The 23,711-nt window shown below is 57.7% G+C and carries 22 protein-coding genes; 6 read left to right on the top strand and 16 right to left on the bottom strand.

Going from position 1 to position 23,711, the window contains the following annotated elements; translation table 11 throughout:
* Position 1: 1 nt before the first annotated feature.
* From AB1772_00425 to AB1772_00440, 4 genes are all read right to left on the bottom strand, one after another.
* The gene (locus AB1772_00425; GenBank protein MEW5794798.1) at positions 2-757 is read right to left on the bottom strand and encodes a PilZ domain-containing protein; all 756 of its coding nucleotides are present in this window, start codon (positions 755-757) and stop codon (positions 2-4) included.
* Between the two features lie 308 nt (positions 758-1,065).
* Positions 1,066-2,328, bottom strand: a complete 1,263-nt coding sequence (gene nrfD / locus AB1772_00430; GenBank protein ID MEW5794799.1) for an NrfD/PsrC family molybdoenzyme membrane anchor subunit — start codon at positions 2,326-2,328, stop codon at positions 1,066-1,068.
* Positions 2,329-2,330: 2 nt separating this feature from the next.
* Entirely contained in the window at positions 2,331-3,116 is a 786-nt protein-coding gene (locus tag AB1772_00435; GenBank protein ID MEW5794800.1) for a 4Fe-4S dicluster domain-containing protein, read from the bottom strand.
* On the bottom strand, positions 3,116-3,859 hold the full coding sequence (locus AB1772_00440) for a hypothetical protein (protein MEW5794801.1): 744 nt from the start codon (positions 3,857-3,859) through the stop codon (positions 3,116-3,118). The genes AB1772_00435 and AB1772_00440 overlap by 1 nt, the downstream gene beginning before the upstream one ends.
* A 218-nt stretch (positions 3,860-4,077) precedes the next feature.
* Between AB1772_00440 and AB1772_00445 the strand changes: the two genes are divergently transcribed.
* Positions 4,078-4,224 (top strand): hypothetical protein, encoded by a 147-nt coding sequence (locus AB1772_00445; protein ID MEW5794802.1) that lies wholly within the window; start codon positions 4,078-4,080, stop codon positions 4,222-4,224.
* A 520-nt stretch (positions 4,225-4,744) separates the two neighbouring features.
* Here the strand turns inward: AB1772_00445 and AB1772_00450 are convergent.
* Both AB1772_00450 and AB1772_00455 read right to left on the bottom strand, forming a co-directional pair.
* A complete protein-coding gene (locus tag AB1772_00450; GenBank protein MEW5794803.1) occupies positions 4,745-7,618 on the bottom strand; it encodes a thrombospondin type 3 repeat-containing protein in 2,874 nt (957 codons plus the stop codon).
* A 291-nt stretch (positions 7,619-7,909) separates the two neighbouring features.
* Positions 7,910-8,704, bottom strand: a complete 795-nt coding sequence (locus AB1772_00455; GenBank protein ID MEW5794804.1) for a PLP-dependent aminotransferase family protein — start codon at positions 8,702-8,704, stop codon at positions 7,910-7,912.
* 188 nt (positions 8,705-8,892) lie between these two features.
* On the opposite strand from AB1772_00455, the gene AB1772_00460 reads away from it, so the two are divergent.
* From AB1772_00460 to AB1772_00480, 5 genes are all read left to right on the top strand, one after another.
* On the top strand, positions 8,893-10,281 hold the full coding sequence (locus AB1772_00460) for a PLP-dependent aminotransferase family protein (GenBank protein MEW5794805.1): 1,389 nt from the start codon (positions 8,893-8,895) through the stop codon (positions 10,279-10,281).
* Between the two features lie 224 nt (positions 10,282-10,505).
* Positions 10,506-11,708 carry an efflux RND transporter periplasmic adaptor subunit gene (locus AB1772_00465; GenBank protein MEW5794806.1) on the top strand — a complete coding sequence of 401 codons (1,203 nt, stop codon included), beginning with the start codon at positions 10,506-10,508 and terminating at the stop codon, positions 11,706-11,708.
* 14 nt (positions 11,709-11,722) lie between these two features.
* Positions 11,723-12,397, top strand: coding sequence for an ABC transporter ATP-binding protein (locus AB1772_00470; GenBank protein MEW5794807.1), 675 nt, complete (start codon positions 11,723-11,725; stop codon positions 12,395-12,397).
* Positions 12,397-13,554: an FtsX-like permease family protein gene (locus AB1772_00475; protein MEW5794808.1), complete on the top strand. Its 1,158-nt coding sequence runs from the start codon at positions 12,397-12,399 to the stop codon at positions 13,552-13,554. Before AB1772_00470 ends, AB1772_00475 begins: the two co-directional genes overlap by 1 nt.
* Positions 13,555-13,574: 20 nt before the next feature.
* Entirely contained in the window at positions 13,575-14,735 is a 1,161-nt protein-coding gene (locus tag AB1772_00480) for an FtsX-like permease family protein (protein ID MEW5794809.1), read from the top strand.
* A 36-nt stretch (positions 14,736-14,771) separates the two neighbouring features.
* Here the strand turns inward: AB1772_00480 and AB1772_00485 are convergent, their stop codons facing one another.
* The 10 genes from AB1772_00485 to AB1772_00530 are packed head-to-tail and all read right to left on the bottom strand — an operon-like array spanning position 14,772 to position 23,355.
* A complete protein-coding gene (locus AB1772_00485) occupies positions 14,772-15,605 on the bottom strand; it encodes a prephenate dehydrogenase (protein ID MEW5794810.1) in 834 nt (277 codons plus the stop codon).
* Positions 15,605-16,621, bottom strand: coding sequence for a 3-deoxy-7-phosphoheptulonate synthase (gene aroF / locus AB1772_00490; GenBank protein MEW5794811.1), 1,017 nt, complete (start codon positions 16,619-16,621; stop codon positions 15,605-15,607). Before aroF ends, AB1772_00485 begins: the two co-directional genes overlap by 1 nt.
* Positions 16,618-16,986 carry a chorismate mutase gene (gene aroH / locus AB1772_00495; GenBank protein MEW5794812.1) on the bottom strand — a complete coding sequence of 123 codons (369 nt, stop codon included), beginning with the start codon at positions 16,984-16,986 and terminating at the stop codon, positions 16,618-16,620. Before aroH ends, aroF begins: the two co-directional genes overlap by 4 nt.
* On the bottom strand, positions 16,983-17,786 hold the full coding sequence (gene trpA, locus AB1772_00500) for a tryptophan synthase subunit alpha (GenBank protein MEW5794813.1): 804 nt from the start codon (positions 17,784-17,786) through the stop codon (positions 16,983-16,985). Before trpA ends, aroH begins: the two co-directional genes overlap by 4 nt.
* Positions 17,767-18,957: a tryptophan synthase subunit beta gene (gene trpB, locus AB1772_00505; GenBank protein MEW5794814.1), complete on the bottom strand. Its 1,191-nt coding sequence runs from the start codon at positions 18,955-18,957 to the stop codon at positions 17,767-17,769. Before trpB ends, trpA begins: the two co-directional genes overlap by 20 nt.
* Positions 18,950-19,540: a hypothetical protein gene (locus tag AB1772_00510; protein MEW5794815.1), complete on the bottom strand. Its 591-nt coding sequence runs from the start codon at positions 19,538-19,540 to the stop codon at positions 18,950-18,952. The genes trpB and AB1772_00510 overlap by 8 nt, the downstream gene beginning before the upstream one ends.
* On the bottom strand, positions 19,537-20,307 hold the full coding sequence (locus AB1772_00515; GenBank protein ID MEW5794816.1) for an indole-3-glycerol phosphate synthase TrpC: 771 nt from the start codon (positions 20,305-20,307) through the stop codon (positions 19,537-19,539). Before AB1772_00515 ends, AB1772_00510 begins: the two co-directional genes overlap by 4 nt.
* Positions 20,307-21,323: an anthranilate phosphoribosyltransferase gene (gene trpD / locus AB1772_00520; GenBank protein MEW5794817.1), complete on the bottom strand. Its 1,017-nt coding sequence runs from the start codon at positions 21,321-21,323 to the stop codon at positions 20,307-20,309. Before trpD ends, AB1772_00515 begins: the two co-directional genes overlap by 1 nt.
* Positions 21,320-21,889, bottom strand: coding sequence for an aminodeoxychorismate/anthranilate synthase component II (locus tag AB1772_00525; protein MEW5794818.1), 570 nt, complete (start codon positions 21,887-21,889; stop codon positions 21,320-21,322). Before AB1772_00525 ends, trpD begins: the two co-directional genes overlap by 4 nt.
* The gene (locus AB1772_00530; GenBank protein ID MEW5794819.1) at positions 21,886-23,355 is read right to left on the bottom strand and encodes an anthranilate synthase component I family protein; all 1,470 of its coding nucleotides are present in this window, start codon (positions 23,353-23,355) and stop codon (positions 21,886-21,888) included. The genes AB1772_00525 and AB1772_00530 overlap by 4 nt, the downstream gene beginning before the upstream one ends.
* Positions 23,356-23,711: the final 356 nt, after the last annotated feature.

Here is a 23,711-nt window from a genome sequence, read left to right on the forward strand (position 1 = left end):
CTTATCCGACAACCTGCATTCTCGGTCTGTCGAGTTGCTTCTTTCCTTTATGTACCAGAAGATGAAGAATGATCGAAGCATCCTGTCTGGAAATGTTCACTATACTGTACCCGGATTCATAACCAAGGCCGCTCTCCCCTTGGCGGCACCACATGCACCTGACGTCAAGTACAAGGTACTCTCGCTGAAACACCTGCTCCGGCAATTTCACGCGGCAATGGAGCACCGTATCTTTATCGACCGGCTTAGGGGTAATGATTCGAATTCCGCTGAGGCTGAAATCGGCCAGTTCGCCGATCTGGCGATAACTGTTCCGTTCGAAGACCGGCAGGGGACGATCGAGTTCGTATCTATCTGATTTCCTCCGGTTCCTTTTTTCCACTGTCTTGGCATCGGGGAGGTCCTCTTCGCCCCAGAACCTTAACTTTAGACCGAGAATCAGGTACGAGATAAGAACCGCGTCGATTCCAGTAACTGTTAACCGGTACCCCGATTCCCATCTATCCTCCTTGACGTTCTTCCTGCACCAGCGACACTCGGCATCGAAGATGATTTCGTCGCGTCCCATTATCTGGTCCACCAACTGGACTGCGCAACGACGAGTGCCGGACACCTTGACAGGCCCCGGCGTAATCAGCATGGCCCCGTCGGATGACAGGTTTACAAGTCGCCCAAGGAGTTCTCTCGTAGAATGATCGTGGACTTTCAGATACTTCCTTGAACTATGGCGCTCGTTCTTTCTTCGCTCGCCCGACATGATACCTCCAAGATCGCTTCCCTTATCTTCTCTCGAGGTCTATTGTATATTGTATCGGCCAATTGGGACTAAAGTGGATGTCCGCACCCCAAAGCGAGTCCGGGGAAGGACCTGCTTTTCGGCGACATGAACGGATCGTCGATTCAACATTGGATTTCGCGCCGATCCCTGATCCAATGCCGGGGGGCTGATTAAGTATTTATGCGGCAACAGCTTATTCGTCGGCTCGGAGCGATCAGCAATCTGAGCGTAAACGGGCCGGGGTCCTTACTATAGACCGCCCGGCACCCCACCCCATTTGAATTGGATCAGACTGTTCCCGAGGATGGCAGGGACCCGGGCGGCAGATCAACTTCGCGCGTTCGGTGGCCGGTGTCGTGGGGTTGATCCTCCGGGACCCACGGCGGCAGAAGTTTGGCAAGTATCCACAAGAATAGCACCGGCAGCAGAAGCAGGATTACTGCGGCAAGTAGACCCTCGATTCCAAAGAACTCCAGCTTATAGGTAGTGAGTCCGCGAAGCGATTTTGAGAACAACTGCCCGCCGATTACCACATTCCAGCGTGTGGCGAAGATGCCTACCTGAACCAGAATAGCCGCAATAAAGTAGAACATCCGCCGCATCTCGTCCGGCAGCCGGCCAAACCGCGCAAAAATCAGAGTAAGAACCGGCAGCGCCGATCCGATCAGAAGCTGCGTTACAATCAAACTGATGAACAGCCGGCTGCTGATCATCTTTGACAAGATTTCGATTGATTCCTCCGACTCATATAGCCGGTGTATGAAATCGAGCATCTCCAGCGACAGGTCAATAATCATCGCGTACAACAAGAGCTCGGCCAGCTTATTCAGGCAGGGCATACTGATGCGCCGCCACCGCACCAGCGAGGTAATGACATAGACCAGCAAAACCAGCGCAATACCGGAGACAATCGCCGAGAAGAGAAACACGATCGGCATGAGCACCGAGCTCCACCAGGGGTTGGCTTTTACCGACCCGAAGATAAAGCCTACATACCCGTGCAAGAGAAAGGCCGATGGAATGCCCAAGACAGTGATGAACTTGCATGCCTTCTGGTCGAAGGCAATCGCCCTTTCAGAGATGTCGGTCACGCCGAGCGTGAGAACCTTATATACATACTTGATTAGCCCCTTTTTATCGCGTGACCAGATCACGATATCCTTGCGGTAGTCAAACCAGATCTCGAGAAGCAACACTACCATCAGATACCATGCATAGACAAAACCGAACATGGCCATCGCTGACGACGTGTGCGGAGTCAAAAACATCTCAGGCGAGCGCTCGGGGTGCCCCAGGTGCGCCATCAGCGGCAGGGGCGCGGCAATCAGGAAGGCGAGCGACGTGATCAGGGCCAGACGATAGATCGGCTGCAGGACCTTAACGTTGAAAACTTTTTCCAGCGACGCCAGGATAAACGCGCCTGCCACCAGACCGGTCAAATACGGATAGAGCACGATATGAATCGACCAGTGAAGTTCGTACTCATTCGGGTAGATATACCCCTCGGCCCCGGGGATAGTCAGCAGCAGCAACGGCAGGATCGGGGTCATGGTCAGATCACCTCTCCGTCGGCGCCGGCGTAATACACTTTCGGCTCCGTGTTGAGATAAGGCTTGAGCTGGGTAATCTCATTGAACCGGAGGAACCGGTGGAGCGGCGAGCTCTTGTGGCCGATCTCGCCAAAAACCCGCGCCTGGGTGGGACAGACCTCCACACAGGCCGGTAACAGGCCCTCGCGAAGGCGGTGGTAACAAAACGTGCACTTGTCCGCGACTTGCTTCTCCGGATGCAGGTAGCGTGCCCCATACGGACACGCCTGGATACAGTAGCGACACCCCACACAGTAGCTCTCGTCAACCAACACGACTCCGTCGCGGCTTAGAAACGTCGCCCCTACGGGACAGACCTGGACACAAGGTGCCTTCACGCAGTGGTTGCAGAGTTTCGGCACAAAGAACGACCGAAGGATATCAGTGTCATCAGGCAACGCCGGGAAGCCGTCGATTCCGCCATTGGGGCTGTCCACGTGGGCCTCTCGATCGGTAGTGACTACATACCGTTCGACCCAACTCCGAAAGAAGTGCTCGTCGCGTGGGACATTATTCTCCGACTTGCAGGCGTCGGCACACCGCCCGCACCCGATACACTTGTGGATGTCGATACCCATCGCGTAGTTATGCTGCTCAGGGTCGTACCCGCCCGGCTCGTCGGCGCCGGCTTTACCCGGTTTAGCCAGAGCGAAAAAGGCGATTAGGCCCGGTAACTTGGCCGAGAGGTTTTGCAGAAACGTCCTGCGGGCCATGCCCGGCGACCGTGATTCCGGCCGCGAGTTTGTCATTAATTGGCCTCCGGATGGTGCGGGTAGTGGCAATCCCAGCATAAATACCGCTCCCCGTGAGACTCAAAATTGATTGTGGGTGCCTCGAACTTGGCCGTCCCGCTCTCGCTGTGGCACGGGGCGCAGGTGCCGGGGTCGGTCGGTTTGAGCGCCCGGGCCGACCGCGGCGATAACAGGTGCTCGTTGGGTACAGAATGACACTGCGTACACGCCAGCATGGTGTGCGGCGAGACCATCTTGTCGTTGGCGATCTCCCGATGGCAAGCGTCGCACTCCTCCGGCGTGCGCGGCAGAGTCGGTGCGTGTGGATCGTGGCAGGCGATGCAGGGACGGCCCGGATTATGGCGGTCGGAGAGAATCTGCGGGAAGCCGGATGGGCGCGACGGGTTATAACCATGACACAAGGGACAGTATCCGCGCCCGCGCGGGATCTGCGGTGATACCTCGTCCGGCGCGTCGACATGCCCCGCAGCCGGACCGTGGCAGGCTTCGCAGGCTACCCCCTGGTGGTGCGAGTCAGACTTGAGCGCGACGATATCATCGTGGCAGTCCTCGCACGCTTTCGCGCCAGCATACACAATCGGTTGGGCGGCGATCTCGTCAACTGAATTGGCCCGGTATGGGCCGTAATCCCCGAAGGTCTCCGGAACGAGAAAGGCCCTGGCGACCAGCAACGCTGTCATCGCCAGTACGAAAAGCACCGCCAAAGGGACAAGTTGAGCGGGAAACTTGTGCCGGAACATTGTTTTGTCTTGCCTAAAAACCAGATCGCGTTACTTTATAAGAAAACCACTTAGACCGTAGTAGTCAAGTTTCAACATTACTTTGAGGCCGCCTGGGCCGACAAAACCCCGCAGCGAGTGGCGCGGACGCAGCGGCCTGACCTCGCAGTAACTGAGTCAGTAGAACGAACGATGGCGCAGGTTATGGACTCCTAACCGAATCGAAAGGACGGTTCCTGATGAGTCCCTGGCTTCTTATCATAGTTGTCTTGCTTGTGGCGTTTACACTTGCGGCTGCGGTACTGGCGGTGCCGGTCCTTCGCGACCTGTACCGGCATCAGAAAGGGCGCATTGAGGGGTCGAAAGAGCCGGAAAACGGGGGGTAGGGCACCAGGGTTTCGTGCAGCGTGTCGAACGTGGTGGATGAGGACGTCCACTACGCACTAAGCAGTGCCCGGCCTCGCGCAGAAGCGCGGGATCCTCATCTGCCGGCAGAAAGCAGTTCCTCACGCAAGGGCGACATACTTCCCACCCGCAAGCGGGTGGGCCACCAGGGTGGAGACGGTACGTTTCAGTTGGCGTAACACTTTGGCGCGGGCGTTTGGCCGTACCATCTGTTTGCGTCCGAACTGGACGGCGACGGTGATATTGACCTGGCAATCGCAAATTACACTACGAGTACGATATCGATTCTACTAAACCTTACTGCCCTGCCACCCAAGGATGTCTTTGTCGATATCAAGCTCGGCTCCTGTCCTAATCCGCTCAACGTCAAAGAAACCACCAGCGCAGGAGATACTGGCCGCAGTGGCGTGATTGAATTCTAAGGCCGCGGGGTGAGCAGGTATCCAATACTACCCCGGCCGGGGTGAGGCGCCCGGCCGGGGCCCGAAAGGAAACAGCATGCTACAAGCAGTCCGGCAGACCGAGGGTCTGTCCGGTAATAAAGAGATAGTCGATCAGGACCGTGATATCGCCAATCGTAACGTCATCACAGACAGCGCCAGGACCGCCCGACTGATTGATGTCGGCCTCCGTCATGCAGTTGAGGATACCGACACACGATCCGGTGATAAACTTGGCGTCGATCATCGTGGTAACGTCGCCGATCGTCGGCTCGTCCTCGCCGCTCCCGTTGGCGTCGCCGACCCGGGCCACACAGCAGCCGATCGGGAAGGCCAACACGAACGGCGAGAGCGACGACGTCTCTCCGCAGATGACGTTGTTCAGAACATCCGGATATCCCACTACAGTAATATCCTCCCAGCCCGACCCGGTGTAATGCTGCATGGTCAGCGCCTGCTCTTCCTCGGCTGACATACCCGCGTCGTCATAGTCGATGCACACCTGAATCAGGCCGGAGTATGCGGCGTCGGTAGAAATGTTGTAGGTAATCGGCGCGTCGGAAGGTACCACCTGAAAGCCGCCGGGACCGGTAGCGGTCGGGGTCATGGTCATGGCTGTACTGCCTCCCTCGTCAACCCCGTCAAACGTCACGCTTACGTCAGTGCCCAGTTGCACATTGACGTCATTACCTGGTGGTGTCGACTCCGAGAAAGAACAGACGTCGCCGACTCCGTCCTGGTCGGCGTCCTCCTGCCCGGGGTTGGCCGCCCAGATGCAGTTATCGCAGGCATCGCCTCGTCCATCACCATCGGCGTCTGCCTGATCCAGATTAGACACCGATGGACAGTTGTCATCGCCATCAGCGATGCCGTCCCCGTCGGCGTCCGCGCTCTTGGTCCACATGGCAATGTCCACCGAGACCTTGTCTCCTGCTGTTCCGAAGTTTCCCCCCGCACAAAGACGCCCAGCGTATGTGGCGAGCGCGTACACAGTTGCCCCATAATAGGATATTCCCGACCCGAGCGGCGTCCAGGTGCTGCCATCCCAGGCGGCGATCCCGTCATACTCGTGGCCCGCAAAGTCGGTATAATGGCCACCCGCGATCAGCTTTCCGGAATATACATCGAGAACAAGGGCTGAGGCTGGATCAGTTCCGGAGGTGAGCGTTGTCCAGGTGGAGCCGTCCCACGAGACAATGCCCACCGTCCCCGCGATGAGTTTGCCATCGTAAGTAGTAAGTGAATAGACCGCTAAACCCCTGCCGGGCCCCAGGGCTGACCAGGATGAGCCGTCCCAGGCAGCTACGCGGGAGATTGGAATCCCACCAGCAGTTGTGAAATCACCACCGGCGATTAACAAGCCATTGTGGACGGTGAGTGCGTTGACCACCCAGTTCATACCTGCGCCCAGATTGTGCCAGGTAGAGCCGTCCCATTCAGCGATGAATCTGGCACTATCTCCGTCGGCGATTGTGAACCAGCCACCAGCTATTAGTTTACCGTCGTAGACCGTCAAAGCCTTAACTTCTTCATTCAATCCCGACCCTAAGGGTGACCATGAAGACCCATTCCAGGCAGCAATGCGGGTGCAGGGAGTGCCCCCTGCGGTGGTAAACCAGCCTGCGGCAATCAGATTCCCATTGAAAAGAGCCAGGGCGCCAACGCCCCCGTCCATCCCCGAACCTAAAGGAGACCATGAAGATCCATCCCACTGTGCGATGTTGTTCACATTTTGGCCATCTGCGCTGCCAATCACACCGCCTGCAATCAGGTTGCCATTGTAAACAGTCAATGCATTAATACGGTCCCATCGCCCACTAAGCCCCATACCCACAATGTCCCACGATACGTCATCCCATGCCGCGACGCCTGCGGCACGTACTCCGCCCGGGTTACCTGCCACTCCGAAACCACCCGCCACATACAAGCGGCCATTGTAGACGCCGGCGGACATAACGCCGTTGTCCACGCCACCGTCGAGGTCCGACCACGTTGCTCCATTCCAGGCCGCGACAAAACTGACAGTGTTTCCACCAGCGGTCGTGAAAATTCCAACCACTATCAGCCGACCGTTGTACTCTGTCAGATCCCAGACTAACGCGTTCACCCCTGAGCCCAGCGCCGACCAGGTTGATCCATTCCAGGCTGCGATATTGTTAACAGGCGATCCGCCCGCCGTGGAGATGGAACCGGCAACAATCAACTGGCTGTTGTAAACACGCAAAGCATTCACTTGTGAGCCCGAAATTCCAGACCCCAGGGGCGACCAGGACACACCGTCCCACGACGCTATCTGGTTTGCGCTGACACCGCCTATCGTTGTGAACCGTCCGCCTGCGACCAAAGTTGAATTATAAACTGCAAGGGACGTGACAATATTATCGGCGTCGGTTCCAAGGGGAGACCATGACGTCCCATCCCACGATGCGATGTACTTTACAGGTGAGCCATCCACCCCAGTGAAGTCACCTCCAACAATTAACTTCGAATCGAATACCGCGAGCGCAAATACCCCGCCACCCACCACACCCGTTCCCAAAGTCGACCAGGACGACCCGTTCCAGGCCGCGATGTTATTGGCCGGCATACCCGCTACGGAGGAGAATTGGCCTCCCACTATCAGGTCGCCGTTAAATTCCACAACTGCGTAAACCCAGTCTGACTCAACGTCCAGGCCGGAACCGAAGCTCGACCATTCGCTGCCATCCCACACAGCGAGACCATGCGTGAACGCCTCCCCGGCGATAGCCCGTGCCGAGCATCCGATGACAAGCTTGTTGTCATAAATAGTCATACCCGTGTAGGGGTACGATATGCCGGCCAAGCCAAACCCGCTCGCCCAGTAGATGTCATCGGGATCGCTGGCGGATGCCGGGGCGAACAGAGCGACTGTAAGTGTGACGAATAGAATCGAGAGAGCTAACGGCTGGCGCATAACCATCTCCTGTGCAGAATCGGTGTGTGATGCTATATCTAAGCGGCAACCGAACAGTGTGCGGTTGCCCGTTGTCGTCACGGAGTGATAGTGACCCTCAAGAGCGAACTGAGGCGATAGCCGAACAAGGCGTCGCCACAGACGACCCTTATGCGTCTGCCAGAAGATGCTGATGTAAATCCAGAAGCAGGAACCAAGGTGCACGCGCGCAAGGGCGGAATGTTCATAAGCGTCAAACGTGCCGTAAAAGAGAGTTGTAATAAATAGCGTGATGCGTATCGAGATGTCGATCTAATAATGCACTAAGACGATCAATTTTGTCAAGTTATTTTTTGTGAACATGACTGGTGCTGACGCAGTACCCGATTCGATAGATCGCAGGGCGGGAGGCACCATCCGTTCGCGACAGCAATCGACCGACGGCAGCAGCTCTCCGCGGTAGCGCAGTTCGCGGTACGGACTGTCTTCGATCAGCGGCAGATCGTACTTCGCGGCGATCTGCAGTACGCGGTGGCGACGCTCCAATGACAGGTTTCTTCCGGAGGGATTCTGGAAGTCAGGGATCAGGTAAATGAATTTCGGGCGGCGGCCCTGTGCGATTAGTCGCTCGACCGTGCTTTCCAACTCTTCCGGAATGACACCCTCATCGTCCATCTCGACTCCGTGGAACTCTGCCCCGAACGCGCGGAAGGCCTGAATCGTGCCCACGTAGCTGGGCCGCTCGATGATTATGGGATCGCCCTGGTCAATGAATACCTTCGCCAGCAAATCCAGACCCTGCTGGGACGAAGCCACGACAAGCATATCTTGCGGCGCGGCAGGATCGCCTTGCCGGGCCATGAAAGCGGCCAGCTGCTTTTTGAGAAACGGCTCCCCCTCGGTGGGACTGTATTGTAGCGCGAGATTGCCCCGCTCTCGCAACACCCTCGAAGCAGCATCTTCCACAGCCGCCAAAGGGAAGATCGAAGGGTCGGGCAGACCACCGGCAAAAGAGATGGCTCCGGGAAGACGGGTGAGCTTCAGAAGTTCGCGGATTTCGCTCCGCCTAAGGCGGGTACTCATGGTCGAGAATCTAATATCAGCCATATCTGGTCTCGGTTTCCTTTCGAGTCATTGCTTTTTTGTGTTGACTCTACACTCATATTACATTATCTATTGCATAGATGTTACAATTTTGTTATCACTGTGACAATAAACGTGACAGACACCGGTAACAACTGAAACTGAGATTCGTAGTTTTACGTAACAATATGGCCTATAACGGATAAATTGTCATGAATACAAACTGGGCACCTGCGCTTGCGTCTCACGACGAACTTCTGTACCTGTCGATCGCTAAAGCGATAGCCGAGGATGTCGATAGGGGCAATCTCAAGCTTGGTGTGAGGCTCCCCACCCAGAGGGAGCTCGCCGACCGGCTCGGGGTAGCCCTCGGGACCGTCACCCGCGCCTATGCTGAGGCCGAAAGGCGGGGCCTGATACGAAGCGAGGGGCGTCGCGGAACGTTTGTCGGGCCGCCGATGAGCAGCCGGGCGGTGCTGACTGCCATTTCGAGCGCGTCGCCGCACGGTATCGACCTGAGCAAGAATCATCCGTCGTACGCCCTTGATCCTGACCTTAGCTCCGCTCTGAAAATGATCGCGCGAGGTCCGCGAGTGGCCGAGTTGCTGCACTATCCTCCCGCGGCCGGCCTGATGCGGCACCGCCAGGCCGGAGCCGCCTGGCTCAACCGCATAGGAATTGAGGCGACTCCTGAATCAGTGTTCCTGACCACCGGCGCCCAGCATGCACTGGCGGTGATATTCTCCGCGGAAACCCGGCCGGGCGACATAATTGTCTCCGAGCGGTACACGTACCCCGGTGTGAGGGCTCTGGCCGAACAACTCGATCTCCAGATGGTGGCGGTGCCCAACGATGATCAGGGAATTCTGCCCGATGCGCTCGATACGGTCTGCCGCCAGCGGACGGTCAGACTGCTCTATTGCAATCCGTCGCTCAACAACCCGACCAACATCGTATATCCGCAGGCACGACGGGTCGAGATTGCCGCGGTGGCGGCTCGCCACGGGCTTATAGTCGTGGAGGATGAAATCAACCGTCCGCTGCTAGTCGACCCACCGTCCACTCTGGCCGATGCGCTGCCGGAACAAACGTTTCTGGTGATATCGGCGTCGAAAGCGCTGGCGGCCGGCCTGCGAGTCGGCTTCGTGCGAGCGCCGTCGAAAGCCCACCAGCGTGTAATTGACAGCTTGAATGCCTCCTGCCTCGGCGCACCGCCGCTGATGGCAGAACTGTTTACCAACTGGCTTGAGAATGGGACAATCGACCAGGTCATTTCAGAGCGCCGCGCCGAAACCGCCGCCCGACAGGAATTGGCCGCGGCCATGCTCACCGGATTCAACCACCGGGGACATCCCAACAGCTACCACGTCTGGCTGGAGCTTCCCGAGGGCTGGAGCGGTTTGAAACTGGCGATGGAGGCCCAGGTGCGCGGCGTGCTGGTGACCCCGGCGGAGGCATTCGCGGTGGATCGCAAGTCGCCCACCGGTGCGGTCCGGTTGTCCCTTGTGGTTCCGCCCTCTGTCGACAGTCTCAAGACCGGACTGAAGACTGTGATCGGCCTCTTGCGCGGTGATGCCAGCCATCATCTGGCGACCGTGTAAGATGGAGCGCATCGGCATGTTACATCAGGTCTTCAGTCCACTCGATCACGCGTAGTTGGATCGAATGGGGGCAAGAACTGACGCAGCTGTTTTCAGCGTTTTTGAAGTAGTTCCGAACGAGCGGCCCTCGCCTTATCGCCCACAAAAAAACATGTCACCTCTGAGCCGTATCTGCGTATACTTGCGGATTAGATAATCATGATCGATGTACTCTGGGCTAGTGAATGAACCAACTCAATGCCGGCAGCAGTGACCTTTCGGCTCTAAAGATAGATCGCAACCGACAATCCGGCCCTCCCGGACGGTGGAAACGGTGGCTGCACCTGCTCTGGATCCTGTTGCCGATAGTTGTCTATCTGGGCTATCGGATCGCGATCAAGGAAGTCACTCCTGCCCTAAAAGTAAAAACCGATGTCGTGAGATTTCTGTCAGGCTCCGATGCCGCCGTGGAGCTGGTCGCCACGGGCTACGTGGTAGCGCAGGTAAAAGCCGATGTATCGGCCAAAGCCACCGGACTCCTCAAACGTATATATGTTGAAGAGGGTGATTCGGTCTTGTCCGGTCAGGTGCTGGCCGAGCTTGACAATCAGGATTTGGTTGCAGCGGTCGACCTGGCTCGCGCCAATCTGAAGCAGGCGCAGGCGGATTCCATCACCGCCGAGCTCAACTACAATCGCCAGCGTGACCTTCGCGCCAAAGGGTTAACCTCGGATGAGCTGCTCGAAAACGCGGTGGCCGGATATCACAAAGCGATGGCGGGTGTCGACGCCATGAAGGCCAATTTGCGGGCGGCCGAAGTCGCGTATGAAAACAGCATCATTCGCGCGCCCTTCAAGGGTACGATCCTTACCAAGCAGGCGGATATCGGCGAGATGGTGGCGCCGCTGGCCGCCGGGGTATCGTCGCGCGGGGCGGTAGTAACCATGGCCGACATGACCTCGCTGGAGGTGGAAGCTGATGTCTCCGAGTCGAACATCCAGAAAGTGATTGTAGGACAGCCGTGCGAGATCGTTCTTGACGCCTACCCGCAGGTCAGGTACGAGGGCCGGGTCAAGAAGATCATTCCCACGGCCGATCGCACCCGGGCCACGGTGCTGACCAAAGTGTCGTTTGACAAAATCGACAGCCGGGTGCTGCCGGAAATGTCGGCCAGGGTCAATTTTCTGCTGGTCAAAAGTGACTCCTCGGAGGCCCCGCCGACTTCGGCACTGGTGGCAAGCAGCGACGCAGTAACCCAGCGCGATGGACAGGCAGTCGTGTTTCGTGCCCAGGAGGGGTACGCGCGAAAGGCGATCGTTGTTGTCGGGCGGCAGCTCGGTAATGTGCGGGAGATTATCAGCGGCCTCTCTGCGGGAGACCGAGTGATCCTATCGCCCCCGGGTGGACTCAAGGATGGGGACAAAATAGAAGAAGTTCCGCAACTCTAATTGGGATTGAACCGATGAGCGCACCTATTGTCCAAATTCAGGGCCTTTTCAAGTCGTATTACCGTGGGTCTCTTGAAATACCGGTTCTGCACAACATCAACCTGGATATCCCGCAGGGGCAGTTTGTTACCCTCATGGGGCCATCGGGGTCGGGGAAAACCACCCTGCTCAACCTGATCGCGGGTATAGACAAGCCGACCGCCGGCAGTCTCGCGGTCGCGGGCGAGGATGTCACTCGCCTCAGTGAGGGCGCTCTGGCCAAATGGCGAGCGCGCCATATCGGGTTCATCTTTCAGTTCTACAACCTGCTGCCCGTCCTGACGGCGTTCGAAAATGTGGAGCTTCCGCTCTTGTTGACCAGTCTCTCGCGCAAAGCACGGCGCGAACATGTGGAAACGGCGCTATCGATTGTCGGCCTATCCGACAGAATGAAACATTATCCCCGCCAGCTCTCGGGCGGTCAGGAGCAGCGGGTGGCGATTGCGCGGGCGATCGTCTCGGACCCCACCCTGCTTCTGGCCGATGAGCCGACCGGTGATCTGGATAAAACCTCGGCGGAAGAAATCTTGACCCTGGTCACGCGCCTGAACAAGGAGTTCGGCAAGACCATTGTGATGGTCACTCACGATCAGCGAGCCGCCGAAAAAGCCACCGTGATCCGGCATCTCGACAAAGGGGAACTTCAGTAATGAAAGTTCTCAAGCTGATCTGGAAAAATGCCGGACGCCACAAGCTCCGGTCTGTGTTGACCGTGCTTGGTCTCGCCCTGGCAGTGATGGCGTTCGGGCTGATACGGACGTTTATCGACGCCTGGTACGCCGGAGCCCGGGCCGCCGCTCCGGATCGATTGGTCACTCGTCACGCAGTTTCGATTATCTTCACTCTCCCTATCGCCTATCGTGAGCAGATTTTACAGGTGCCCGGCGTGAAGGACATCACCTACGGTACCTGGTTCGGCGGCATCTATGTCGATCCGAAGAACTTCTTCCCTCAGTTCGCGGTTGAGCCGGAGTCGTTCTTCCGCGTGTACCCGGAATATGTCGTGCCGCCCGACCAGATGCAGGAATTCCTGCAGGATCGCCGCGGCGTGATTGTCGGGCAGAGCCTGGTAGATCGTTTCGGCTGGAAGGTCGGCGATCCCATATCCCTGATCGGAACCATATACCCCGGCGACTGGCAGTTTGTAATCAGGGGTGTTTACTATGGTGAGAATCCTGATATCGACGAGACCGCTTTCATATTCCACTTTACCTACCTCGACGAGCGCATGAGGCAGGAGACACCTGGCCGAGCGGGCCAGATAGGCTGGTACATTCTCAGGATCGATGATCCCTCGCGCTCCGCCGAAATCGGCGCCAGGGTCGATTCCCGCTATGACAATTCCTGGGCCGAAACCAAGACTGAAACGGAAAAAGAATTCGCCATGACGTTTATCCAGATGAGCGAGGCGATTATCATCGGGCTGCGGATTGTCTCCTACCTGATAATTGGCGTGATCTTCCTCGTGCTGGCCAACACGATGGCCATGACCGCCCGCGAGCGGGTTTCGGAAAACGCCTTCATGCGTACGCTCGGGTTCCGTGGCTACCATTTGACCGGCCTTATCCTGGGTGAGTCGATTGTCATAGCCCTGATGGGCGGTTTGGTTGGTTCAGTGCTGCTATATCTGGTGGGTACCGGCGCCGGCATCGCCCTTAGCCAGTTCTTCCCCGGCTTCGCGGTTACTCTGCCGACCTATCTCGGCTCCGTGCTGGCAGCGCTTGTAATCGGCATTGCCGCCTCGATATTCCCGGTTACTCGCGCCCTGCGAGTGAATATCGTCGACGGCCTGCGTGTGGTGGATTGAGTAGTCACACAGGAAAGACAATGATCCCTCCGAGTTATGCCATAAGAAATATCGCGAAGCGGAAGATAACTTCCACGCTGACCATCCTCGGCATCAGCCTCGTGGTATTTGTCTTCGCCGGCTCGCTCATGCTGTCAAACGGCCTGCATGAGACGCTGGTTGCAACCGGGCATCCGGCCAACGTGACGGTCATCCGCAGGGCGTCGCAAACCGAGGTGCAATCCATCATCAACTTTGACCAGGCACAGGTCGTAAAGAGCGCGCCGGAAATGTCACGCGACGAGAACGGCAATCCCTATCTGGCCAACGAAGTGTACGTTCTGATAAGTTTGCCCAAACGGGCCACCGGCGATGAGGCAAACATCGTTGTGCGCGGGGTGAATGATATGTCCATGGCGCTGCGCCCCAACGTGAAACTGATCGAGGGACGGATGTGGCAAGACCCCGGCTCCGAGATCATTGCCGGCAGATCGGCGTCGGAGCGTTATCAGGGCTGCGGAATCGGCGAGAAGGTGCGATTCGGCGCTCGCGATTGGACGGTAGTGGGGCTCTTCGATGCCGGCGGCACCGGCTACGAATCGGAAATCTGGTGCGACATCATACAGGCCTCCGACGCATTTCGCCGTCCTGTCTATTCCTCGCTGACGCTGCGTTTGGCCGATACAAGCCAGTTCGATTCGTTCAAGGCCAGGATCGAGAATGATCCGCGGCTGCCCCTGGACGTTAAGCGCGAGAAGGACTACTACGCTTCCCAGTCCCGCACGATCAGCACTTTCATCAACGTTGCCGGCACGGTGATCAGCTTCATATTCAGCCTCGGGGCGATTGTGGGTGCGATGATAACGATGTACGCCGCGGTCGCCAATCGCACCAAGGAGATCGGTACCCTCCGTGCGCTCGGATTCAGCCGCTTCAGTGTGCTGACCGTATTCTTGTTCGAAGCGTTGATTATATCACTCACCGGTGGATTGGTGGGTGTAGCGGCCGCTTATTTCCTGAACTTCCTGCAGATTTCGACTACCAACTGGGATACGTTTTCAGAACTCGCCTTCAATTTCCGCTTGTCATCATCGATCCTGATCCAGGCCCTGATATTTTCGCTCGTCATGGGTCTGCTCGGCGGCTTTCTGCCCGCCGTGCGGGCATCACGGCTGCGCATCGTGGAATCGTTGCGGGCGTGACGGCGCAGGGGAATCGATGTAGCGCGGCAGCTACAATCAAATCCTGCCGATGAATCTACGCAGACGCCCCTCATCTGCCGAGTCCAGCGCTTCGCCGGACGCCGCCAGTTGCTCCATAAGGGCCGAGAGCGCCGGCCGCAGGTAACGCCGATTCTGCCAGAGTATTTGGAATACCATTTCGGGGTCCGACTCGGCAACGCGGGTAGCCCCATCATAACTGGACGAGCGAAGTTCGTTTTTGTCAGTTTCAATGGAGGGTAGTTGCTGGAAGACGTGAGAAAGCGAGTAGGCGAGAAGATGCGGCAGGCTGCTGGTCACCGCGATTACCTGATCATGCCATGGCGCGCTCACTCTAATTGCCCTCGCTCCCAGTGCCGCTGTAAGTTCGTTTACGACGGCGTAGGCTTGACTGTCGGCGGACTCACCTGGTGTAAGAAAGTAGTTCGCATCCTTGAAAAGCGTCCCGTTCCACGAATCGACACCGCGCTTTTCCGTTCCGGCGAGCGGGTGTCCGCCAACGAAATCGCACAAATCCAGGCTCTCGGCTATTTGCGTTATGTCCTGCTTGACCGAACCGGTGTCAGTCACAGCTACTTTTGGCCTTAGCGCGTCGTGGTGTCTCTGCAGGATAGCCATGATAGCCACAACCGGCACGGCGATTACTACGATATCGCTCAGAGCAATTAATTCAGCTTCGGACGAGGCAACGCCGTTCACCGCGCGCCTCTCCAGCGCTGCAGCCGTCAATTCTGTCCGCGGATCAAATCCTACGATGTTGCCGCACGCGCCCCCGGAACTCAAGCATGAGGCTATCGATCCACCGATCTGCCCCAGACCAAGGATCCCCAGCCTGAGATCGCCGAGCGCCATCACACCGCCTTGCCGATTGCCCGACCGATCGTCCGCACCTGATCCATCAAGGCGTCGAATTGGTCGAGGTACAGCGACTGGTGGCCGTCGCACAGGGCGGTTTCCGGGCTTGGATGAATCTCGATAATGAGGCCGTCGGCTCCGGCGGCCACCGCGGCCAGCGAGACCGGGGCGATCAGCTTGCGGTCACCGGTGGCGTGCGACGGGTCGACAATGACCGGAAGGTGGGTCAGCGATTTGAGCAGGGGAACCGCGGCGATGTCACACGTGTTGCGGGTCAGCTTCTCGAACGTGCGAATACCGCGCTCGCAGAGGATGACGTTGTAGTTGCCGTTGGCGAGGATATATTCAGCAGACATAAGCAGCTCCTCGATTGTCGACATCATGCCGCGCTTGAGCAGCACCGGTCGCGACTGCTTGCCCACTTTCTCCAGCATGGAGAAATTCTGCATGTTCCGGGCGCCGATCTGAATGATATCGACATATTCGGACACCAACGCCACGTCGTCCTGTGACAGGCACTCTGACACAATCGGCAGACCTACCTGCTCACGCACACGCGCCAGTATCTCCAGCCCCTCCCGCCCAAGGCCCTGAAAGGCGTACGGTGAAGTGCGCGGTTTGAAAGCGCCCCCGCGAAGCACTTTGGCGCCCGCCTGCTTGGCCCTGACGGCGGTCTCCAGCACCTGATCATAGCTCTCGACAGCACACGGCCCCGCCATTACAACCACCTCGCCGTTGCCGATCTTAGTCCCGTTGAAATTGATTACCGTCGACTGCGGCTTAAACTCCTTGGAGGCGAGTTTGTACGGTTTGAGTATCGGAATGACCGCCTCTACTCCCTCCAGCCCGAGCAGCTTCTCCGGGTCTATGGTGCGCTCGTCGCCGATCGCGCCGATAATTGTCTTCTCGTCGCCCTCGGAGATGTGGGGCTTGAGGCCCAGGCCCTCGATATGTTTGATCACGCCGGCCATGTCTTTGACCGACGAACCCTTCTTGAGCACGACTATCATCATTCTTCTCCTCCAGCCAGGTCAGGCCTGAGCCGAGCGGTCTCACGCAGGTAGAGATGGCGGACCTCGTCTTGTTTCATCTCAGTTTCACAGTGTATCAGGATGCGGATAACCCGCTTCATTGCGCCGGGGACGTCAATTTCAGTAGCGCACAATAAAGGCACGCGGGAGAGACCCATTTCGCGCGCGACATAGGCGGGGTAATCGGCATTCAGGTCGGGAGTCGCCGTTATGAAGACCGATGCAATGTGTTCTGCTTCGATCCTGTTGGCCGCAATCAGGCGGGCCAAAAGATCTCTGGTTGCCTCGAAGACCGCTTCGCGCGAATTGGCCCTGGCGCAGGTTGCCCCGCGTACACCTCGCATCATGGATTACCTCCTAATCGCCCGGCCACTTCCGCCATAAAACCTCTGAGGTTCCGAAAGTGACCGTCTCCATTGTCCGAATCTATCAGCTCTATGATCTTGCTGCCGATGATGACGCCGTCTGCGTACCGTGCCGCCTCGGCGGCCATGTCCGGTGTGGATATGCCGAACCCTATGCAGACCGGCAGCGCGGTCTGTTTCTTTATTCTGGTTGCGCTCTGTCTTAGCTTTGGGTCGAGCCTCGTACGCGTGCCGGTCGTGCCCGTGACACTTACGAGGTAGAGAAACCCCGAACCGAACTCCGCTATCGAAGCAGCGCGATCTTTGGGAGTCGTAGGTGTGACCAAACCGATGTACGCCACATCGCGGCGAGCGCAGGTTGAGCGCAGCTTATCGCTCTCCTCCAGTATCATATCCGGCACGATCAGCCCGCTCACCCCGGAATCACGGCACTCGCCAAGAAACCGCGATAGCCCGGCCCTGAATATCAGATTGCTGTAGCACATGACTACAATAGGTAGAGAATGGGCTGCAGCTATCGATCTTATAGCGGCAAAACCGCGTGACACCGTAAAGCCGTTGACTATCGCTCGGTGAGATGACCTCTGTATCACCGGGCCATCGGCCAGCGGATCAGAATGGGGAAAACCGATTTCGAGGATGTCGGCGCCGGAACTGCAGGTCGCATCCACGGCAGGCTTGAAGCGCTCGGGGTCCGGGTACTCCGCAGTAAGAAACGGAATCAGGGCCTTGCGCCTTTGCTGCCGAAGGCGCGCGAAGGTGTCATCGAGTCTGCCGTTCATATTCCAACACGCTCTGCATGTCCTTGTCGCCCCGTCCGGACAGGTTGACGACTATGATCTGCTTTGGTTTTGTTCTTCGCGCCAGTCTTCGAGCGTACGCCAAAGCGAAACTCGATTCGAGCGCCGGGATGATGCCCTCATTCGCACACAGTTCGTGGAACGCAGCCACTGCGTCGCGGTCCGGAACCGTGCGGTAAGCGACTCTGCCCGTCTTTTTGAAATGGGCGTGCTGAGGCCCCACTCCGGGATAATCAAGACCGGCGCTGATAGTGGTCGTCAAAGATATTTGCCCGTCACTGTCCTGAAGCACGTAGCTGCGCGTCCCGTGGAGAATGCCCGGCGTGCCTTTGGCAAGCGCGGCGGCGTGTTGTCCGGGGCGGAGTCCCTTACCGGCAGATTCCACACCAATCAGCTTGACAGTCTGGTCGCCCAGAAACGACGAGAAGATTCCCAGCGCGTTGGAACCGCCGCCGATACACGCGATCACGTAGTCCGGCAGCCGACGAGCGACACGCCGGATTTGGCTCCGCGTTTCCCGGCCTATGACGGATTGAAACTCACGCACGATCGCCGGGTACGGGTGCGGGCCAACAGTTGAGCCGATGATGTAGTGAGTGGTCGCCACGTTGGTTACCCAGTCACGAATTGCCTCCGAGGTGGCCTCTTTGAGAGTGGCGAGACCCGCATTTACCTCACGCACCTCGGCGCCGAGATACCGCATGCGCAGCACATTGGGCTGCTGTCTGTGAATGTCGTGGCTGCCCATGTAAACGACGCAGCGTAGCCCCATCATTGCACACACCGCAGCGGTGGCGGTACCGTGCTGGCCTGCCCCGGTCTCAGCTACAATTCGGGTCTTGCCCAAACGCCTGGCCAGAAGTACCTGGCCGATCGTGTTGTTGATCTTGTGCGCACCCGTGTGGTTTAGGTCCTCGCGCTTGAGGTAGATCCTCGCACCTTTCCACCGCCGAGTCAGATTCTCGGCCAAATACAACGGCGTGGGTCGCCCGCCAAAATCCCGGAGCAGCTTCGCCAGTTCGCGGCGGAAGGCGACGTCACCGCGCACCCGCAGGAAACACGATTCCAATTCGTCGAGTGCCGCCACCAGAGTCTCCGGTACAAAGCGGCCTCCGAATTCGCCGTAGTATCCTCGCCGTTTTGCCTCAGGCATTCTGGGCCCTCGCAATGAATTGCTCGATCTTTTTTACATCTTTCACGCCGGGTGACAACTCAGTTCCCCGGGCGACATCGACACCGAAGGGGCGCAGCGCCCGCACCACAGCGGCGACGTTATCAACTGTGAGTTTCCCAGCGATAAGGGTGCGCTCTCGCAAAAACGCGGCACATCCGCCGGGTACGTGGTAAGAATCGCGCTTTGCCTCGTGTTTGAAGTCACATAATAGGAGATCACCGTTCGCCAAGGCGCCAATATCGGTCTGTTCATGGGCCCAAAACGACCTGATCCAGGCGCGCCTCGGCTTTCTCACTACCAAATCCTGGTATTCGAAATACACTTGGTAATAATCAAGCGCTATGGCACTCGTGCGATCGTACCCAATCAGGTCGATTTCAGAAGCAAACACACCCACAACGTGTGCTTTTTCTCTCACGGCATTCACGATGGGCTCTACTTGAGTGATATCCACTCGCCGGGGCGACGACGACAGGACCAGGCCGATGAAATCAGCGCCGGCATCGACCGCGGCGATCGCGTCGCTGACTCTCGTAATACCGCAAATCTTCACTTTGGTCATACGCCCATCAACTCCGCGATCTTCTCAGTCATATTGTCTGCGTGCATCACCGACGATCCAACCAGGAAAGCATCCGCACCGGCATCGCGCATCATCACGATATCAGAGCGCAACTTCAGGCCGCTCTCGGCGATTCGCACGCAGTGATCCGGCACTTGCCGCAAAAGCTGCGCGGCGGACGATAAGTCGACCTTCATAGTATGAAGATCGCGACTATTTACGCCGATAATACCCGCGCCGGCGTCGACTGCGCGGGCCAGCTCCGCCTCCGAATGCACTTCCACGAGAGCGTCGATTTGTATTGACGCAGCGAACTCGATGAAAGTCCTTAACTCATGGTCCGACAGAATAGCGGTTATGAGGAGAACGGCATCTGCGCCGTACGCTTTAGCCTCGGCTATCTGCAGCTTGTCGACAATGAAGTCCTTGCGCAGCAGCGGCAGCGTGACCGACTCGCGGGCCGTGGCAAGATCGGCGAGACTACCGCCGAAATACTGCCCCTCGGTAAGCACGCTGACAGCAGCGGCGCCGCACCGTTGGAAACACGCGGCCGTGGCGTGTACGTCCACCGAATGAACGACGCCGTGGTTGCTGGGCGAAGTTCTCTTTATCTCCAGTATGAAATTCTCCCGGCCGCGCTTGAGCGCCTTGCGAAAGCCGATACCCCCTGCCCGCAGCTTTAGCAATGCTTCGATTTCTCGCTCCCACCCTTCGTACGATCTCAGACTTAGTTGTGATCTCACGCTTTCAGCGATAGTCGACAGCATCAGGAGATCTCCCGCGATTGCGTCACATATTGCTCAAAGAGTCTTAGTGCTGCTCCCGATCTCAACGCGTTCATCGCCGTTTTATACCCATCCTCGACATTTGTGACCTTATCTGCGCACAAAAGCCCTACACCGGCATTAAGAGCGGTCACTTTGGTTCGTTCCGATTCCGTACCGCGTAGGACTTCCAGCAACATCGTCAGGTTGACGCTGCGGTCACCGCCGCGAACGGATTCAAGCGCGAAACCGTTGTTCAGAAGCTCCGGCAGTGAGAGTGATTCGGTTCGAACGTGGCCGTTGGACCAGCGATACAGCACATTCGTGTCGCCCGGCAGCAGCTCGTCTACACCGGATTCGTTGTGAAAACTGACAACTCTCTGGTGCGTGAAATGCCCGGCGACTGATGCCATCAGGGTGGCATTCCGGTGATTCGATGTCCCAATTATCTGGTGTGTGGCGCGGGCCGGATTCAGAAGCGGACCGATAAGATTGAAGACCGTGCGAAAACCAAGTTCGCGCCGCACTTTCGCCACCCGCGCCGTGGCGGGATGGTAGAGCGGCGCGAACAGGAAGCAAAAGCCTATCTCGTCCAGCAAGTGTGCGGAATGCTCCGGCGTGACGTCGATCTTCGCGCCCGCCTCTTCCAGAATGTCCGCCGATCCGCAACTGGAACTGACGGCCCGGTTGCCATGCTTGGCGGTCGGCACGCCGCACGAGGCCACCACAAACGCAGCCGCGGTCGAGACATTGAATGTATTGGAGCCGTCGCCGCCCGTGCCGCAGCAATCGAATACCGTGGTCTGATGATGCGGGACACCGACCGCATGCCTGCGCAGCGAACTCACGCATCCGGCCAGCTCGTCCGGGCGCTCGCCCTTGATACGAAGCCCGGTCAGGAAAGCAGCGATCTGTGCATCGGTGATCTCGCCCCCGGCGATCGCGTCGATAAACGCTTCGGTCTCCTCGAAGGCAAGCCCTTCTCCTGCTGCCAGTTTGGTCAGCGTCTCTTTGATCATGACGGCCAATCCAGAAAGTTACTGATGATCTGTTTGCCGCAGTCGGTTAGTATCGACTCCGGATGAAACTGCACTCCGAACAACGGGAACGAATCGTGCATCAAACCCATCACCTCGCCATCTGCGGTGTAGGCGACAGCATGCAACTGCGCCGGCAGGGTTTCTTCGCTGACGATAAGCGAATGGTAGCGTGTCGCCCGAAACGGATTCGGCAGGCCGGCCAGTATGCCTTTGCCGCGATGGTAGATCTCCGACGTCTTGCCGTGAACGAGCCGTTCCGCCCCCCTTACCTCGGCGCCGTAGGCCTGAGCGATACACTGGTGCCCCAGGCAGACGCCGAGGATTGGGATTTCGGCCTGAAGAGATTCGATGATTTCCAAGCAAAGCTGAGCATCGCGGGGATGTCCCGGCCCCGGCGACAGGACGATCTTCTCGGGACGCATCTCGATCACATCGCCGAGCGCAATCTCGTGCGGTCTGAAAACCCGGACATCACTGTCCCGTTCACCGAAGTACTGAACGATATTATAGATGAACGAATCATAGTTATCTATGAACAGAATCATAACCGCCCCTCCTCGGCGTCAGCAATAGCCCGCTTAAGAACCGCTATTTTGTTCCGGGTTTCCAGATGCTCCTGGGCAGGGATAGAATCGGCCACGATACCTGCGCCCCCTTGCAGCAGAAGCTCGCCGTTGCGCCGAATGATCGTGCGTATCGTGATGCACATGTCGAAATCGCCGGAAAGCGAGAAATACCCGACCGACCCGGCATACGGCCCGCGGGCAGAACGCTCCTGCTCGGCAATTATCTCCATCGCCCGCAGCTTGGGAGCTCCTGAGACAGTTCCGGCGGGGAATGTGGCCCGGAAGAGATCAAAGTGGTCACAATCGGAACGCAGTTTACCGGTCACGGTAGAGGTGAGGTGCATGACATGCGAGTACATCTCCAACTGCAATCTGGACGGCACGCTCACCGTACCGAATTTGCACACTCTTCCGAGATCGTTGCGGGCGAGATCGATCAGCATCACGTGCTCGGCCCGCTCCTTCTCATTGTGCAACAACTCCTCGGCCAGCCGGTGATCATCATCGGGCGTTCTGCCGCGCCGGCGAGTTCCGGCGATCGGGCGGGCAGTCGCGAGGCCATCGCGAAGCTTCACCAGCGCCTCGGGTGAAGAACCGACCAGCTCGATGTCATCGAAATCGAGATAGTACATGTAAGGCGACGGATTGAGCATACGAAGCGCACGATAGACCTGGAAGCAATCGACAGCGGACTGGCGCCGCTCACACTGCGAGACCACCGCCTGGAAGATGTCACCCTTGACGATGTGCTCCTTGACCTTGAGCACCATCGCCTCGAAGTCGGCCGGGCTGAAATTGGAACGATAGTCGCCGTTGGCGACAGCCGGTTCGCGATGATTCGGCACTCGCTCACCGGCCAGTGTCGATCTTACCTGCTCCAGTGAAACCGGCTCCTTGCCGGAGTGGAGCGTCCCTCCCCTATGACGCAGCCGCACCAGTTTCATGCGCCTCATGTAGTGATCGAAAACGAGCAGCTTATCGACAAAATAGAACAACCCGAGAGGCCAGTCCGAACGGGAAAGCAGGCCCTGAAGTTTGGGCTCGAAAAACTTGACGATATCGTATGACGTAAATCCAACTATTCCCCCCAGCAAGGGCATCTCTAAACGCGACGAGGTCTCGAATCTATCCAGGATTAGTTTCAGGCCGTCGAACGGGGCGCCCACGGCCGAATGGGGAACGACAGCACTCCCGCTGGCGGAACTGACTAACGTATCCTGATCGCGAATTTCGATTCGAAGCAGCGGATCAATGCCAATAAAAGTGTAACGTCCGGCCGACTTCGCGTCCTCCGCCGATTCCAGGAGGAACCGCGCGCCCACCGATTGCAGTTTCATGAAAGCCGACACCGGCGTTTCCAGATCGCCCGGGAGGTCGAGTTCTTCCAGGTCGAGAGGGTACCTGGCTTTTGGGGGTTGATCGGCGAGGACGTCGAAGATATTCAAAGGACTCTCCAAAAACAAGAAGCCCGCCATCTCTGCGATAGCGGGCTTGATTTTTCGTTATCCTGAAGCGGTTACACCGGCACAGGCCCACTATCGCAGAGGCGACGGTACCACCAAAAGTAGACAGTAAAGCTGACTGAGATAAAGAGGGCCGATATGAAAGCCGGGGTAATCATTTCAGATCGAATATACCTGGATTTCCATTTTTGTCAAGGGGGTATTTGGTGTCCGACTGAAAGCCAGATTGACTCCGTTCGATCCCGCAAACGTCCGGTGGCGGCACTTGCTTACTTTTGCGCCGTACGGCCTCGATCGTCGTACGGCAATTCACACCTGCAACCATTTGACCAACAACG

Source organism: Candidatus Zixiibacteriota bacterium (assembly GCA_040752815.1).
Taxonomy (GTDB): domain Bacteria; phylum Zixibacteria; class MSB-5A5; order GN15; family FEB-12; genus JAGGTI01.